Annotated in this window: 17 protein-coding genes; 10 read left to right on the top strand and 7 right to left on the bottom strand. The window is 69.2% G+C overall.

The window, feature by feature from the left end; all coding sequences use genetic code 11:
* Nucleotides 1-70: 70 nt before the first annotated feature.
* A complete protein-coding gene (locus tag JVH1_RS32020; protein ID WP_005247725.1) occupies nt 71-421 on the bottom strand; it encodes an iron-sulfur cluster assembly accessory protein in 351 nt (116 codons plus the stop codon).
* 141 nt (nt 422-562) lie between these two features.
* Nucleotides 563-1636 (bottom strand): glycerate kinase, encoded by a 1074-nt coding sequence (locus JVH1_RS32015; RefSeq protein WP_043778154.1) that lies wholly within the window; start codon nt 1634-1636, stop codon nt 563-565.
* Between the two features lie 88 nt (nt 1637-1724).
* On the opposite strand from JVH1_RS32015, the gene JVH1_RS32010 reads away from it, so the two are divergent.
* Nucleotides 1725-2381, top strand: coding sequence for a DUF3043 domain-containing protein (locus JVH1_RS32010; RefSeq protein ID WP_009473786.1), 657 nt, complete (start codon nt 1725-1727; stop codon nt 2379-2381).
* Between the two features lie 3 nt (nt 2382-2384).
* On the opposite strand, the gene JVH1_RS32005 is transcribed toward JVH1_RS32010, so the two are convergent.
* Entirely contained in the window at nt 2385-2600 is a 216-nt protein-coding gene (locus JVH1_RS32005; protein ID WP_009473787.1) for a hypothetical protein, read from the bottom strand.
* Nucleotides 2601-2700: 100 nt separating this feature from the next.
* On the opposite strand from JVH1_RS32005, the gene cobU reads away from it, so the two are divergent.
* The 3 genes from cobU to JVH1_RS31990 are packed head-to-tail and all read left to right on the top strand — an operon-like array spanning nt 2701 to nt 5197.
* Nucleotides 2701-3339, top strand: a complete 639-nt coding sequence (cobU, locus tag JVH1_RS32000) for a bifunctional adenosylcobinamide kinase/adenosylcobinamide-phosphate guanylyltransferase (RefSeq protein ID WP_009473788.1) — start codon at nt 2701-2703, stop codon at nt 3337-3339.
* Complete coding sequence (gene cobT, locus JVH1_RS31995; RefSeq protein ID WP_009473789.1) at nt 3336-4454, top strand: nicotinate-nucleotide--dimethylbenzimidazole phosphoribosyltransferase; 1119 nt, start codon at nt 3336-3338, stop codon at nt 4452-4454. Before cobU ends, cobT begins: the two co-directional genes overlap by 4 nt.
* A gap of 2 nt (nt 4455-4456) precedes the next feature.
* On the top strand, nt 4457-5197 hold the full coding sequence (locus tag JVH1_RS31990) for an adenosylcobinamide-GDP ribazoletransferase (RefSeq protein WP_043778157.1): 741 nt from the start codon (nt 4457-4459) through the stop codon (nt 5195-5197).
* 19 nt (nt 5198-5216) lie between these two features.
* On the opposite strand, the gene JVH1_RS31985 is transcribed toward JVH1_RS31990, so the two are convergent.
* Nucleotides 5217-6320: a branched-chain amino acid aminotransferase gene (locus tag JVH1_RS31985; RefSeq protein ID WP_043778205.1), complete on the bottom strand. Its 1104-nt coding sequence runs from the start codon at nt 6318-6320 to the stop codon at nt 5217-5219.
* A 63-nt stretch (nt 6321-6383) separates the two neighbouring features.
* A complete protein-coding gene (gene gcvT / locus JVH1_RS31980; RefSeq protein ID WP_009473792.1) occupies nt 6384-7484 on the bottom strand; it encodes a glycine cleavage system aminomethyltransferase GcvT in 1101 nt (366 codons plus the stop codon).
* A gap of 121 nt (nt 7485-7605) precedes the next feature.
* On the opposite strand from gcvT, the gene JVH1_RS31975 reads away from it, so the two are divergent.
* Complete coding sequence (locus JVH1_RS31975) at nt 7606-9123, top strand: leucyl aminopeptidase (RefSeq protein ID WP_009473793.1); 1518 nt, start codon at nt 7606-7608, stop codon at nt 9121-9123.
* 66 nt (nt 9124-9189) lie between these two features.
* On the opposite strand, the gene JVH1_RS31970 is transcribed toward JVH1_RS31975, so the two are convergent.
* Nucleotides 9190-9528: a hypothetical protein gene (locus JVH1_RS31970; protein ID WP_009473794.1), complete on the bottom strand. Its 339-nt coding sequence runs from the start codon at nt 9526-9528 to the stop codon at nt 9190-9192.
* 329 nt (nt 9529-9857) lie between these two features.
* On the opposite strand from JVH1_RS31970, the gene sucB reads away from it, so the two are divergent.
* From sucB to JVH1_RS31945, 5 genes are all read left to right on the top strand, one after another.
* On the top strand, nt 9858-11591 hold the full coding sequence (gene sucB / locus JVH1_RS31965; protein ID WP_043778206.1) for a 2-oxoglutarate dehydrogenase, E2 component, dihydrolipoamide succinyltransferase: 1734 nt from the start codon (nt 9858-9860) through the stop codon (nt 11589-11591).
* Nucleotides 11592-11683: 92 nt separating this feature from the next.
* Nucleotides 11684-12574 carry a TIGR01777 family oxidoreductase gene (locus JVH1_RS31960; RefSeq protein WP_009473796.1) on the top strand — a complete coding sequence of 297 codons (891 nt, stop codon included), beginning with the start codon at nt 11684-11686 and terminating at the stop codon, nt 12572-12574.
* Nucleotides 12575-12623: 49 nt separating this feature from the next.
* A complete protein-coding gene (gene lipB, locus JVH1_RS31955) occupies nt 12624-13400 on the top strand; it encodes a lipoyl(octanoyl) transferase LipB (RefSeq protein WP_009473797.1) in 777 nt (258 codons plus the stop codon).
* Nucleotides 13401-13452: 52 nt separating this feature from the next.
* Nucleotides 13453-14463 carry a lipoyl synthase gene (gene lipA / locus JVH1_RS31950; RefSeq protein WP_005561159.1) on the top strand — a complete coding sequence of 337 codons (1011 nt, stop codon included), beginning with the start codon at nt 13453-13455 and terminating at the stop codon, nt 14461-14463.
* A gap of 73 nt (nt 14464-14536) precedes the next feature.
* Nucleotides 14537-15295, top strand: a complete 759-nt coding sequence (locus JVH1_RS31945; RefSeq protein ID WP_005247752.1) for a DUF4191 domain-containing protein — start codon at nt 14537-14539, stop codon at nt 15293-15295.
* Between the two features lie 65 nt (nt 15296-15360).
* Here the strand turns inward: JVH1_RS31945 and JVH1_RS31940 are convergent, their stop codons facing one another.
* The gene (locus tag JVH1_RS31940) at nt 15361-15837 is read right to left on the bottom strand and encodes an RDD family protein (RefSeq protein WP_009473799.1); all 477 of its coding nucleotides are present in this window, start codon (nt 15835-15837) and stop codon (nt 15361-15363) included.
* Nucleotides 15838-16012 lie beyond the last annotated feature (175 nt).

Here is a 16012-nt window from a genome sequence, read left to right as displayed (position 1 = left end):
AAAAGTCTGACGCGGCAGCCGGTCGGCGCCGCGTCAGACTTGTCGATTCAGTTGTACTTCGGCCCGGGACTCAGTTGAAGGAGTCGCCGCAGGCGCACGAACCGGTCGCGTTGGGGTTGTCGATGGTGAAACCCTGCTTCTCGATGGTGTCGACGAAGTCGATCGAGGCACCCTCGACGTACGGCGCGCTCATCCGGTCCACCGCGAGGGCGACGCCGCCGAAGTCCACGATCAGGTCGCCGTCCAGGTTCCGGTCGTCGAAGAACAGCTGGTAACGCAGTCCTGCGCAGCCGCCGGGTTGCACGGCGATACGCAGTGCGAGGTCGTCACGACCTTCCTGATCGAGCAGCGCCTTCGCCTTGGCGGACGCGGCTTCGGTCATCTTGACGCCGTGGACGGCGGTCTCGTTCTGCACAGTCATGGGCTCTCCCTGTAGTTCGTAACAAACCCGTGAACGCTTCAACGGTACTCCGCGCCCGACTTATTCCCGGGTTCCATTCCCTGCGGCAGCCTCCGCAGATCGATCCACGTCCATGGTATCCGACGCCACGGATTCGGGTTACTACCCTGCGGCCACACCTTCCCAACCCCGGGCCGCGGCCGCGGCGAGGTCTCTCAGCTGCGCGTATGCGTCCGACATCGCGAGTTCGACCGATCCCGCGTGATCGACCAGGGACAGTGCGTCGTCGATGCCCGCGCTGTCGAGGTCCGCGGCGTCGAGGAGTACCTGCCCGGCCAGGACGAGCGTCGCAATCGACCGCCGGCGGGCGGCAGCGGCGAGCGCGATCACGAGTTTCCCGCGCAGCGACTGCTGGTCGAGGCGGCCTTCCCCGGTGATCACGAGCTGGGCGGAGGCGAGTTGGCGGTCCTGCCGGGTGCGCTGAGCGACCACGTGAGCACCGGATTCGCGGGTCGCGCCGAGGGCGAGCAGCGCGGCGCCGATGCCACCGGCGGCGCCGGCTCCGGCCTCGGCGGCGACCTCCCGGGCCGTCACCCGCTGCAGTTGCCCCGCCCACGCGGCGTTCCTGTCCTCCAGGAAGGCGACGGTGTCGGGGTCGGCACCCTTCTGCGGTCCGAACACGCGGGCGGCGCCGTGCTCGCCGAGCAGCGGGTGCTCGACGTCGGACGCGGCGACCAGTTCCACCGAACGTAGGCGGGCGACGGCGGCGTCCGCGCTCCCGAAGCCCTGCGCGAGGGCTTCGACGACGCCACGGCCGCCGTCGGTGCAGCTGCTGCCGCCGAGGCCGACGACGATTCTGCGCGCTCCGGCGCCGAGGGCCGCCACGACGAGTTGGCCGACGCCTCGGCTGTGCGCGTCGCGGGCGGTGCGGGGCGTCGGCGGTCCGCCCAGCAGTCCGAGTCCGCAGGCCTGGGCGGATTCGAGGTAGGCGTCGGTGCCGTCGAGGAGCCAGCGGGCGGTGACGTCGGCGCCGAGCGGCCCTTCCACGACCGCGGTCCGGACGGTGCCGCCTGCTGCGGCGATCACGTCCACGAATCCGGGGCCGCCGTCGGACTGCGGCGCCTCGATCAGCTGGTCGTCCGGGCGCACGGCCGACCATCCCGCCGCGATCGCAGCGGTCGCCTCGACGGCGGTCAGCGTTTCACCGAAGGAGTCCGGTGCGATCATCACTCGCATCGGCGAAGTGTATGGCGACGGGCGCGACCCGGCATTTCGATGTGAGGGCGGTTTTCCTCCCGGTGGCGTCTTCCCATACTCTGGAAGGGTGAAATTGCTACGCCGCGGTGATTCGGACAATTCAGACAAGCGGGACGTCGAGGTCGCCGAGTCGTCCACGGCCCCGGAGGCGGAGTCCGCCGAACAGGCAGGCAAGGGCCGCCCTACCCCCAAGCGACGCGACGCCGAGGCGAGGCGTCGCGGACCGGTCGCGCCCGCACCCCTGACGGCGAAAGAGGCACGCGCCCGTAAGAAGGCCACCCGCGGCAGCAAGGAAGAGCGCAAGGTCGCCGCGGCGGAGCGACGCGCCACCGCCGCCGAGCGACGCGCCCGCATGCTCGCCGGCGAGGACAAGTACCTCCTCCCCCGCGACAAGGGCCCGGTCCGCGCGTACGTCCGCGACATCGTGGACGCCCGGCGCAACCTGGTCGGCCTGTTCATGCCGCTGGCCCTGGTTCTCATCATGGCCATGTTCGTCAGCCCGGCGCTGCAGGCCATCGTGACGCTCGCCATGCTCATCATGATGATGTTCATGGCCATCGAGGGCGTCTGGCTGGGCCGCAAGATCAACAATCAGGTGCGGGAGCGTTTCCCGGACACCCCCGACGGCGGTTTCAAGCTCGGGTGGTACGCGTTCGTGCGTGCGTCGCAGATCCGCAAGCTGCGGGCCCCCAAGCCACGGGTGCGCCCCGGCGACGCCATCTGACGGTCAGTTGTGCGGCGCGCGGTGCGTCTCGGCGAGCAGCCGCCCCAGTTCGGCGTCGCGGTCGTACGACAGGTCGGTCATGGGATCGGCCGGTCGGAAGAAGTTGTCGCGGTAGCTTTTCCGCAGTCGCGGCGGGAGTGATCCCAGGTGCCGACCTGCATACGTCACGGCCGCATGCAGCACGAGGAGAAGTGCAACGAGGACGAGGAATTCGGTCATGGCTGAAATTTTCCGCCCATTCACTTCCCGCCAACAGTGGCGGAATTGACGTTCTTCGTCAAAATACTGCCACTCCGGTCGGTTGGTAGCGTTTCCCACCGTGCCCACCGCCGATTCCCCGGACCATCCGAACCCGACGTCGCGAACACTGGTGCTCGGCGGTGCACGCTCCGGAAAATCCGCTCACGCCGAGGAACTGACCCAGGCCCTGGCCGGTGCGGGCCGGGTGCGCTACGTCGCCACCAGCCACCGCGACCCCTACGACCACGACTGGGAACACCGCATCGCTCAGCACCGCGATCGGCGCCCCGCCAGCTGGCTCACCGTGGAAACCGCGCACCGGCTCGACCTCGCCGGCCAGCTGCGTTCCCCCACCGAGGCTTCGGCCACCCTCGTCGACGATCTCGGCACCTGGCTCACCGTCGAACTCGACGGCGCCGCAGCCTGGGACTCGCCGCGGGGCACCATCACCCCACGCACCGACGAACTCGTCGCGAGCGTCCGCGACTACCGCGGCGCACTCGTGCTGGTGACTCCCGAGGTGGGTCTCGGGGTCATCCCCGAGACCCGGTCCGGTCGCCTGTTCCGCGACGAGATCGGCGCCCTCAACGCGCGACTCGCCCAGGTCTGCGATCGTGTCGTCCTCGTCGTCGCCGGGCTGACCATGATCTTGAAAGATGATCCCGCACGCGAGTCGTGCGGGGCAGAAGTGTCCACTCGAACGAGAGGCCAAGCGTGACCAGCGAGTCCGTGAGCACCGACCCCGGTCGGTTCGAACCCGTCACCCCACCCGACGAAGGGGTGCGCGCACAGGCCGAAGCCCGTCAGTTGCAGCTCACCAAACCGGCCGGCTCGCTCGGACGCCTCGAGACGCTCGCGTGCTGGGCAGCGGCCTGCCAGGGAGTCTGCCCGCCCGTCCCCTTCGCGCGGGCGCGGGTGGTGGTGTTCGCCGGTGACCACGGGGTGGCCCGGACCGGCGTCTCGGCGTATCCGCCCGAGGTGACGGCCCAGATGGTCGCCAACTTCGTCGGCGGCGGGGCAGCCGTCAACGCCCTCGCGAACCGGGCGGGCGCAAGCGTGCGCGTCGTCGACCTGTCCGTGGACGGCGACACGGATCCGTCGGTGTCCGCGTTCAAGATTCGCCGCTCGTCGGGGGCGATCGACCGCGAGGACGCGCTCACCCACGAGCAGACACTGCAGGCCATCGAGGCCGGACGTTCCATCGCCGACTCCGAAATCGATTCCGGTGCAGACCTGTTGATCGCCGGCGACATGGGAATCGGCAACACCACACCGGCCACCGTTCTCATCGCCGCGCTGACGGACACCGAACCGGTGGCGGCGGTCGGCCGGGGCACCGGTGTCGACGACGCCGGCTGGATCCGGAAGACCGCAGCGATTCGCGACGCGATGCGCCGCGCCCGGCCGGTGGTCCGGGACACGGTGGCGCTCCTGCGGACGGTGTCGGGCGCCGACCTCGCCGCGATGGCCGGCTTCCTCGCCCAGGCCTCCGCCCGCAAGACCCCGGCGATTCTCGACGGCGTCGTCGTGACCGCGGCCGCCATGGTCGCGGAGGAACTCGCGCACGGCGCCCGCGCGTGGTGGCTTGCCGGTCACCGTTCCACGGAACCGGCGCACACGATCGCGCTGAAGCATCTGCAACTCGACCCCCTCCTCGAACTGGACATGCGGCTCGGTGAGGGGTCCGGCGCCGTCGCCGCGCTGCCGATCCTGCAGGGCGCCGTCGCGACGCTCGCGGAGATGGCGACGTTCGCGGAGGCCGGCGTCAGCACCCGCGGCGCCGAGGACGGCGACGGCACCGAGACCGGCTCCGCCGCCGATACCGCGGGCTGACCGTGTCGGGGGTGCTGCTCGCGTTCTCCTGGCTGACGGTCCTCCCCCTGCGCGGACCGGATTCAGTGGACCGCGTGTCGGGTCGCCGCGCGATCCGGGCGGCGCCGGTGACGGGGATCGCGCTGGGAGTCCTGGCCGCGGGGCTGCTGTGGGCACTCGTGTCCGCCGGTCTCGACCCCGCCCTCGCCGGCCTGATGACGGTGGGTGCCCACGCCCTCGCCACCCGGGGCATGCACATCGACGGTCTGTCCGACACCGTCGACGGGCTCGGCTGTTACGGGCCTCCGGAGCGGGCGCGGGCCGTGATGCACAGCGGCGGCGCGGGCCCGTTCGGGGTGTGCGCCCTGGTGATCTGCCTGGGCGCTCAGGGACTGGCGTTCGGATCTCTCGCCGCCGCAGGACAATTCGCGTGCGCCGCCGTCGCCGTGGCGGCCGGGCGGGTGGCGGTCGTCCTCGCCTGCCGGCGCGGAATTCCCGCGTCGTCGACGGAAGGCTTCGGCGCACTGGTCGCCGAAACCCAGTCCCCGTGGACCGGTATCGCCTGGACCGTTCCGCTCCTCGCGGCGGCCGCGTGGTGCACCTTGCCGTGGTGGCAGGGACCGGTCGTCGTAGTGGTCGCGCTGACGCTCACCGCGTTGCTGGTGGCCCACTGCGTCCGGCGATTCGCCGGCCTGAACGGCGACGTACTCGGCGCCGCGCTCGAGATCACCGTCACCGTCGCGGCGATCGGTCTCACCTTCTGAGCGACCGCCGGAACCGAGCTCAGCGCAGTTTGGTCATCCACCCGTGTGTGTCGGCGAACGTTCCCCGCTGAATGCCGGTCAAAGTGTCGCGCAGGGCCATGGTGACCTCGCCGGGCTCGCCGTCGGCGATCGTGAACTCACCCTCGGCCGACTTGACCCGGCCGACGGGCGTGATGACCGCCGCCGTACCGCACGCGAACACCTCGGTGATCTCGCCCGACTTGGTCTTGGTGCGCCATTCGTCGGTGCTGATCCGACGCTCCTCCACCGCGAAACCGGCGTCGGTCGCGAGGGTCAGCAGCGAGTTGCGGGTGATACCCGGCAGCAGCGAACCGGACAGGGACGGCGTCACGAGCCGGGCGTCGGAACCGGAGCCGAACACGAAGAAGAGGTTCATGCCGCCCATCTCCTCCACGTACGACCGCTCGATCGCGTCGAGCCACACCACCTGGTCGCAACCCTCGTCGGCGGCCTGCGCCTGCGCGAGAAGCGACGCCGCGTAGTTGCCCGCGAACTTGGCGGCGCCGGTGCCACCGGGCGCGGCGCGCACGTACTCCGTCGACAGCCACACGCTGACCGGCTTCACTCCACGCGGGAAGTAGGCGCCGGCGGGCGAGGCGATCAGCAGGTAGCGGTACTCGTCTGCCGGACGCACCCCGAGACCGGCCTCGGTGGAGAACATGAACGGGCGGAGGTACAGCGCGTCCTCGCCGCCGGCGGCGGGCACCCATTCGTGGTCCAGCTCGAGCAGTTCGGTGATCGACTTGACGAACAACTCCTCCGGCAGCTCCGGCATCGCGAGACGGCGAGCCGACGTCGCGAGTCGTTCGGCGTTCGCCTCGAGGCGGAACGTCGAGATACCGCCGTCGGGCTGCCGGTACGCCTTCAGCCCCTCGAAGATGGCCTGCCCGTAGTGCAGCACCATCGCGGCGGGGTCGAGCTGGAGCGGTCCGTACGGTTCCACCTTGGCGTCGTGCCAGCCGAGCTCCGTGGAGTACGTGATCGACACCATGTGGTCCGTGAAGTACCGGCCGAATCCGGGCGCCGCCAGTATCTCTCGCCGTACCTCGTCGGAGGTGAGGTCGGGATGCGGGACGCGAACGAACTCGGTGACACCTGTCATGCCCGTGATCTTATCGAACGCCTTCCGCCGCCCCACGGCCGACAGGTCCTCCGCGACAGGCGCTTACTTGGTGTTGATCTCCACGAACGGCGGAGACACCACCTCGGCGCGCAGCGAGCGTCCCCGGACGTCCACGGCGATCTCGTCTCCCGCCGACACGCCGGCCCCGGAGTCGAGCAGCGCCAATGCGATCCCGACCTTCAGCGTGGGCGAGAACGTGCCCGACGTGGTCTCGCCGATCGACTCGCCGTCGCGCAGCACGGTCTGACCGGCGCGGAGAACCCCGCGGTCCAGTGCCTTGATGCCCCACAGCTTGCGCGCCGGGCCGGACTCCTTCTCGTCGGTGAGCGTCTCCTTGCCCCAGAACTTCGGCTTCTTCCACCCGATCGCCCAGCCGCATCGCGCCTCGAGCGGGGAGATCTCCAGCGACAGTTCGTGCCCGTGCAACGGATATCCCATCTCGGTGCGCAGCGTGTCCCGCGCCCCGAGACCGGCGACCTGGCCGCCGTGCGCGCGGACCAGCTCGACCGCGGCCCGGAACAGCTTCTCGCTGTCCTCCCAGCGCGGCAGCAGCTCGAATCCGACCTCTCCGGTGTACCCGCTGCGGCAGACGCGGACGGGAACCCCGTCCCAGGTGGCGTCGGCGAAGGCCATGTACTCGATGTCCGTCGGCAGGCCGAGCGCGGTGAGCACCTCGGCCGACTTCGGGCCCTGGACGGCGATCACACCGAAGTCCCGGTGCTGGTTCTCCACCGTGACACCCTCGGGCGCCGTGGCGGCCAGTGCCGCGACCACGTCCGCGGTGTTGGCCGCGTTGGGGACGAGGAATACCTCGTCGGGGCTGACGAAGTAGGCGATCAGGTCGTCGATCACGCCGCCCGACGGCGTGCAGCACAGCGTGTACTGCGCCTTGCCTGGCCCGATCTTGTCGAGATCGTTGGTCAGAGCCGAGTTGACGAAGGCGGCGGCGCCGCTGCCCCGCACGAGGGCCTTGCCGAGGTGGCTGACGTCGAACACCCCCACCGATTCACGCACCGCGGTGTGCTCGGCGACGACACCGGCGTACGAGACGGGCATCTCCCAGCCGCCGAAGGGAGCGAACGTGGCCCCGAGTTCGACGTGAACGGCGTGGACGGGGCCCTGCGACAACTGCTCCTCGGTCATGGGCCTCAACTTATCCGACCCCCGGGCGCACCGGGTAGGCGACGGCGGACGAGCACTACCATCGGGACGGACGTCGGCCATCCGACACCACCCGATCCCGAACCGCTGCAGGAGAGACACCGTGAGCACTCACACAGCCCGACCCCTCGGACCACAACTCGCCCTCGCCGGCACCGTCGGCAAGCGGGTGGACGTGCTGGTGATCGGGCTGACGTCGGCCTCGGACGGCCCCGAAATCGCGCTCGGCGACGGCATCGTCGACGAATCGGTGCTGACCGGTCTGCTCGACACACTCGTCGCGGTGGGGGCCTCCGGCAAGGCGGAGGAGACGACCCGCATCCCTGCACCCGACACGCTTCCGGTCGACAGCGTGCTCGCCGTCGGGCTCGGTTCGGCCGAAAAGCTCGACGCCGAGCAGATCCGTAAGTCCGCGGGCGCCGCGGCGCGGTCGCTCAGTGGTGTGGGCACCGTCGCGACCACCCTGTCCGTACTCGATCTCGGTGCGGCAGCCGAAGGTTTCGCCCTCGGCGCGTACCGGTTCAACGAATTCAAGTCCGCGAAATCCGCCCCCGGCCTCGACGCACAGCCCGTTTCGCGGGTGGAGCTGCTGGTCTCGTCGCCGCGCGCGAAGGAGTCGAAGGAGACCCTGGCGCGGTCCGCGGCGATCGCCGAAGCCGTCGCCACCGCCCGCGAATTCGTCAACACTCCCCCGAGCCACCTCTTCCCCGCAGAATTCGCCGACCGCGCAAAGGCTCTCGGCACCGATGCCGGACTGAAGGTCGAGGTCCTCGACGAGAAGGCGCTCGAAAAGAACGGGTACGGCGGCATCCTCGGGGTGGGCAAGGGCTCGTCCCGGCTGCCGCGACTCGTTCGGCTGAGCTATTCCGCCAAGAAGCGGAACGCCCCCAAGGTCGCGCTCGTCGGCAAGGGCATCACGTTCGACACCGGCGGCATCTCCATCAAGCCCGCCGCAGGCATGGAGAACATGACGTCCGACATGGGCGGCGCCGCAGCCGTTGTCGCCACCGTGGTCCTCGCCGCCAAGCTCGGTCTGCCCGTCGACGTCACCGCCACCGTCCCGATGGCGGAGAACATGCCGTCGTCCACCGCGCAGCGTCCCGGCGACGTCCTCACCCAATACGGCGGAACCACGGTAGAGGTCATCAACACCGACGCGGAGGGACGCCTCGTCCTCGCCGACGCCATCGTCCGCGCGTGCGAGGACGACCCCGACTACCTCATCGACACCGCAACCCTCACCGGCGCGCAGATGGTGGCGCTGGGGAACCGGACGCCCGGTGTCATGGGCACCGACGAGTTCCGCGACCGCGTCGCCGCCATCTCCCAGGAGATCGGCGAGAACGCATGGGCCATGCCGATGCCCGCCGAACTGCGCTCGGACCTCGATTCGAAGGTCGCCGACCTCGCCAACGTCACCAACCACCGCTGGGGCGGCATGCTCGCGGCGGCCCTGTACCTGAAGGAGTTCGTCGCCGACGGCGTCCAGTGGGCGCACATCGACGTCGCCGGACCGGCCTACAACTCGTCGGGACCGTGGGGATACACCGGCCGCGGCGGCACCGGCGTGCCCGTGCGCACCATGATCTCGGTGATCGAGGACATCGCCGCCAACGGATAGGCGCTCCGCGCCCGTGCGCCTTTCTCGTTGTTGCAGCTACCAGAAAGGCGCACGGGCCCGAAGGGCCTACAGGTCGCGCTCGCGTTCCCGTTTGCGCTCGATGCGGCGCCGCGCGTCGTGGTCACGCATCCGCTGCGGGTAGCCGGTCTTGCGGACGTCGTACACGGGGATGCGGAGATCCTCGCCGAGTTTGCGGGCGCCGCGTTCACCGCCCACCCGGCGCCGGGTCCACTCGCCGTCCGCCGCGACGAGCACGACAGTGACTTCCGTCACTGTCGTCCGAGGCTCCACGTAGGCCTCCACACCGAGGTGCGTGCGAGTCCAGTTCGCGAGATACGCGGCGTCCTCCGGGGACGCCTGAGATCGGCCGGACCGAGGCCGCGAGAATCGGTCGAACAACCCCACGTCGAGCCTCCTCGAGTGCGTGCGTCCGGCGATGCCGGCGACTGTCCTCCAAGTTTGCCAGCGAACGCCCGGTTTCCGCGGCACACGAAAACTACTGGCCGGTAGCGATTACGTCGCGACACACCGGAGTCCCCGACGGGTGCCCCTCGGCGGACACGCCCGCCGGATCAATGGAAAGATGTGGAGCGCCGACACAGCGAGTGGGTGACGACGAATCGGAATTACCTGCAAGTAGACGCAAGACACGTGCATCTCGAAGCACAATGGTTCACGACCACAAGTCGACAAAATTCAACAACCCGAACACAACTGTCGAGGAGTCAAAAGACATGGCCTTCTCCGTCCAGATGCCAGCGCTTGGTGAGAGTGTCACCGAGGGAACTGTCACGCGGTGGCTCAAGCAGGAAGGAGACACGGTCGAAGTTGACGAACCCTTGCTCGAAGTCTCCACGGACAAGGTGGACACGGAAATCCCGTCTCCCGTGGCCGGCGTTCTCAGCAAGATCGTTGCTCAGGAAGACGACACCGTGGAAATCGGTGGCGAGCTTGCCGTGATCGGCGACGCCGGTGAGGCTCCTGCCTCCGACTCCGCTCCCGCACCCGCCGCCGAAGAGCCCGCCGCCGAACCGGCTCCCGCCGCGGAGGCGCCGGCCGCGGAGGCGCCGGCCGCCGAGCCTGCGCCCGCAGCATCCGGCAACGGTTCCGCCGAGGGCACCGCCGTGAAGATGCCCGAACTGGGCGAGTCCGTCACCGAGGGCACCGTCACCCGCTGGCTCAAGGCCGTCGGCGACGAGGTTGCCGTGGACGAGCCGCTCGTCGAGGTATCCACCGACAAGGTCGACACGGAGATCCCGTCCCCCGTCGCCGGTACTCTCCTCGAGATCAGCGCCGAGGAAGACGACACCGTCTCCGTCGGCGGTCAGCTCGCCGTCATCGGTTCGGGTGCACCCGCCGCCAAGCCGGCCGCGGAACCGAAGCCCGAGCCGACCCCCGAGCCCGCTCCGGCCCCCGAGCCCGCGAAGCCCGAACCCGCGAAGAGTGCCCCGGCACCGGCCGCATCCGCGCCGGCTCCCGCAGCCGCCGCGCCCGCTCCCGCGGCCACGTCCGGAGACAGCACCCCGTACGTCACTCCGCTGGTGCGCAAGCTCGCTGCGGACAACAGCGTCGATCTGTCCTCGGTGACGGGCACCGGAGTCGGTGGCCGTATCCGTAAGCAGGATGTCCTCGCCGCCGCCGAGGCCAAGAAGGCACCGGCCGCCGCTGCCGCGCCTGCTGCCGCACCGGCCGCCGCCGCTGCTCCCGCAGCCGCCTCCGCCGGGGTCCGCCCCGAACTTGCCCACCTGCGCGGAACCACGCAGAAGGCCAACCGCATTCGCCAGATCACCGCCACGAAGACGCGGGAGTCGCTGCAGTCCACGGCGCAGCTCACCCAGACCTTCGAGGTCGACGTCACCAAGATCGCGGCTCTGCGCGCGCAGGCCAAGAACACCTTCGTCGAGCGCGAGGGCGTCAAGCTCACGTTCCTCCCGTTCTTCGCGAAGGCCGTCGTCGAGGCGCTGAAGTCGCACCCGAACATCAACGCCAGCTACGACGAGGCGAACAAGCAGATCACGTACTACGACGCCGAGCACCTCGGCATCGCGGTCGACACCGACCAGGGCCTGCTGTCCCCCGTGATCCACAACGCCGGCGACCTGTCGCTGGCCGGACTGGCCCGCGCTATCGCGGACATCGCCAAGCGCGCCCGCTCCGGTGGGCTCAAGCCGGACGAGCTGTCCGGTGGCACGTTCACGATCACGAACATCGGCAGCCAGGGCGCCCTGTTCGACACCCCGATCCTCGTGCCCCCGCAGGCCGCGATGCTCGGAACCGGTGCGATCGTCAAGCGTCCCGTGGTCGTGACCGACGAGTCCGGCAGTGAAAGCATCGGTGTCCGCTCGATGTGCTACCTGCCGCTCACCTACGATCACCGCCTCGTCGACGGTGCCGACGCCGGCCGCTTCTTGACCACGATCAAGCAGCGTCTGGAGCAGGGAGCGTTCGAGGCCGACCTCGGGCTCTGATCCGACACCGGACTTCGAGCCGTACGTAGTTTCGCAGGGGCACCATTTCCAGCAGGGATGGTGCCCCTGCGCTGTGAAGGAGGCTGTTGCACATGCGAGTGGTCATCGCCGGTTCCTCCGGGCTGATTGGCACCGCTCTCGTCTCGTCTCTCCGCGGCGACGGTCACGACGTCGTCCGCCTCGTCCGCCGGTCGTCCGCGGGTCCCGACGAGTCGCGCTGGGATCCGCAGAAGGACAGGATCGACACGGGGATCCTCGCGGATGCCGACGCGGTCGTGAATCTGTGCGGCGTCGGGGTCGGCGACAAACGCTGGACCGGGGCGTACAAACAACTGATCCGGGACAGCCGCATCGCCGCCACCGACGTCCTGGCCGAGGGTGTCGCCGAGGCCGCAGTGCCCGTGTTCGTGAATGCGAGCGCGGTCGGCTACTACGGCGACACCGGCGACCGGGTCGTCGACGAGACCTCGCCCTCCGGGACGGGTTTCCTCGCGGACACCTGCCGCGACTGGGAGGCCGCGACCGCCCCCGCCGACACCTCGAAGGTCCGGACGGTTCTGCTGCGGAGCGGCATCGTCCTCTCCCCTCACGGCGGCCTGCTCGGCAGGCTGAAGACACTGTATTCGTTCGGGCTCGGCGGCCGGCTCGGCAACGGCCGCCAGTACCTCTCGTGGATCTCGTTGGAGGACGAGGTCGATGCGATCAAGTTCGTCCTCGCCCGCGACGACGTCGCCGGTCCCGTGAATGTCACCGGTCCGGCGCCCGTCACCAACGCCCAGTTCAACGGCGCGGTCGCGCGGACGCTGCATCGCCCCGCGCCGTGGATCGTTCCCGGGTTCGCCCTCAGTGCGTTGGTCGGAGAGTTCGCGCAGGAAGGCATTCTGGCCGGACAGCGCGCGATACCCACGGTGCTCGAGAATGCGGGATTCCGGTTCCGGCACAACACCATCGGGGAAGCGCTCGACGCCGCTCTCGTGCGGTGAACCCAGGTCGTGGCGGTGCCTCGGCTGCCCCCGGCGTAACCTCTAGCGCATGAGCAGCGCGACACAATCCGCCCGTTTCAGCCCCTCCCCGATTTCCGTCGAACACCTCGGCACGATCGGGTACGTCGACGCCTGGGATCGACAGCGCGAGCTGGCGGCCGAACGCGCCGAGAACGTGGGCACCGACACGCTGCTCCTGCTCGAACACCCGGCCGTCTACACCGCGGGGCGCCGGACCGAACCCGAGGACCGTCCGACCGACGGCACTCCCGTCATCGACGTCGACCGCGGCGGGAAGATCACCTGGCACGGTCCGGGACAGCTGGTGGGCTACCCGATCGTCAAGCTGGCCGAACCGGTCGACGTCGTGCGGTACGTGCGCCGGCTCGAGCAGGCGCTGATCACCGTGTGCACCGACCTCGGCATCGTGTGCGGCCGGGTGGACGGCCGCTCCGGTGTGTGGCTGCCTGCGTCCTTCGACAACGGGCAGTGGCTGCCCGAGCGCAAGGTGGCGGCCATCGGGGTGCGGGTACAGCGTGGTGTGGCACTGCACGGCTTCTCGCTCAACTGCAATTCCGTTCTCACGGGTTTCGACGCGATCATCCCGTGCGGTATCCGCGACGCCGGGGTCACGTCGCTGTCGCGGGAACTGGGCCGCGACGTCACAGTCGAGGAGGTCACGCCTGCCGTGACTGCGGCTGTCGTCGCCGCCCTCGACGGCGAACTTCCGGTGACCGAACACGACATCGAGCGGGTGACGTTCGACTCCGCCGCCGCCGGGACGACGTCCTCCGCTCCCACCTTCACTACTGTTCAGTACGGTTGACGACCGCTCCCCGGCCCGCCGGGTGCGACGGGCCGGGCGTACCATCGACCGCGTGACTGTGGCCCCAGAAGGACGCAAATTGCTCCGCCTCGAGATCCGAAATGCGGAGACTCCGATCGAACGCAAACCGAACTGGATCAAGACGAGAGCGAAGATGGGCCCGGAATACTCCGAGCTCAAGAGCCTCGTCAAGCGCGAGGGTTTGCACACCGTCTGCGAAGAAGCCGGCTGCCCCAACATCTACGAATGCTGGGAAGACCGCGAGGCGACCTTCCTCATCGGCGGTGAACAATGCACCCGCCGCTGCGACTTCTGCCAGATCGACACCGGCAAACCCGACGACCTCGACCGCGACGAACCCCGCCGCGTCGCCGAATCCGTCCAGGCGATGGGACTGCGCTACTCCACCATCACCGGCGTCGCCCGCGACGACCTCCCCGACGGCGGCGCCTGGCTCTACGCCGAAACCGTCCGCCTGATCCACCAGCTCAATCCCGGCACCGGCGTCGAACTGCTCATCCCCGACTTCAACGCCAAGCCCGATCAGCTCGCCGAGGTGTTCTCCACCCGCCCCGAGGTGCTCGCCCACAACGTCGAAACCGTCCCCCGCATCTTCAAGCGGATCCGGCCCGCGTTCCGCTACCAGCGCAGCCTCGACGTGATCACCGCCGCCCGCGAAGACAACCTCGTCACCAAGTCCAACCTCATCCTCGGGATGGGCGAAACCCCCGACGAGGTCACCCAGGCGTTGCACGACCTGCACGACGCCGGCTGCGACATCATCACCATCACCCAGTACCTGCGCCCCTCCCCCCGCCACCACCCGGTCGAGCGGTGGGTCAAGCCCGAAGAGTTCGTCGAGCACTCCAAGACCGCCGAGGAAATCGGATTCGCCGGCGTCATGGCCGGACCCCTCGTCCGCTCCTCCTACCGCGCCGGCCGCCTCTACGCGCAGGCGATGGCCCACCACGGCCGCGAATTGCCTGCAGGACAGGCACATCTCACCGAAAGCGGCGATGCGTCGCAGGAGGCGAGTTCCCTCATGGCGCGGCTCGCCCGCTGACCTCCACGCGTGCGCGGTGGTCGACACCGGACGGGTCATCACCGCGCACGGCCAGGGACGTATCCTGAAGAGCATGGCGAACGGCAGTAAATCCGGTAAAGCGGGCAAACCCAGCAAAGAAGCAAAGGCAGCCGCCAAGGCAGCCCGCAGGCAGGCGTCGAAGGAACGCAGAACTCAGCTCTGGCAGGCGTTCCAGATGCAGCGCAAGGAAGACAAGCTGCTGTTGCCGCTCATGCTCGGCACGCTCATCGGACTCGCGGTGGTGTTCTTCCTCGTCGGTCTGATCTGGGGCCTCCAGTGGTTCCTTCTCCCGATCGGTCTCCTCCTCGGCGTGCTCGGAGCGTTCATCATCTTCGGCCGGCGCGTCCAGAAGACGGTGTACGGCAAGGCCGAGGGCCAGGCAGGCGCGGCCGCCTGGGCACTCGACAACATGCAGGGCTCCTGGCGCGTGACCAGCGCGGTCGCCGGCACCACGCAGCTCGACGCCGTTCACCGCGTGATCGGGCGACCCGGCGTCATCCTCGTCGCCGAGGGGTCGCCGCAACGCGTGAAGTCGCTCCTGGCCCAGGAAAAGAAGAAGACGGCGCGCCTCGTCGGCGACACCCCGATCTACGACATCGTCATCGGCAACGACGAGGGCCAGGTCCCGCTGTCGCAGCTGCAGAAGCACCTGAACAAGCTCCCGAAGAACATTGACACCAAGCGGATGGACGCCATCGAGTCGCGGCTCGCCGCGCTCAGCAGCCGCGGTGGCGGCGCCGCACTGCCCAAGGGTCCGATGCCCGGCGGCGCGAAGATGCGTGGCGTGCAGCGCACCATCCGTCGTCGCTAGAAGCCTGTCGCCCCACTACTCCGCCCGATGTCGATCCGACATCGGGCGGAAGACGTTCCGAGGGGTCAGCGCGTGCGGATCAGGGCGGTGCCGGTGGCCCGGTCCTGCATGCCACGACCGTCGATGTCCGTGATGGTTCCGGGCACGACGAACACGAGCAGCGCCTGACGCACCAGGGCCCGGACGAAGCCGACACGGGCGGGTCCGTCCACCCGCGCCACCTGCATGCCGAGGAACAGCTGCCCCGGTGTGAACGAGAACAGCGACACCGTGGCGACCCCGACGACGAACCACACGAGCAGAGTGACGGTCGAGAACGGACCCTCGAAGAAGTTGTCGCCGATGATCAGTGCCGCGACGCCCGCCGACGACACCCAGTCGATCATCAGAGCGGCGAGACGGCGTCCCGTGCTCGCGAGTGAACCGGGACCTTCCGCCTGCAATCCGAGGCGCTCGCCCCGGAAGGACTGCGTCGTCTCGTCCGCGCCGTTCGGCAGTGCGGCCGAAGGTCCGGAAAGCCAGGAACCGGTGATACGTGCCATGCTGTCCAGGATAGGCGTCGCCTCTCCGAGGACCTCACACCGGACGTTTGGGCTGTGTGCGCAGTCACAGCCGGTGTAAAAGCCCAGGAAGATTCGACGCGTAACACGGGCGAAACAAAAGGTTGACCAGCGGGCAACACCAAGTCCTTACCGTCTGGCTCGACGAATTCGCCAA

Origin of the sequence: Rhodococcus sp. JVH1, assembly GCF_000280725.2 — a bacterium.
GTDB classification, from domain to species: domain Bacteria; phylum Actinomycetota; class Actinomycetes; order Mycobacteriales; family Mycobacteriaceae; genus Rhodococcus_F; species Rhodococcus_F jostii_A.
This window is presented reverse-complemented; position numbering and strand designations above follow the sequence as displayed.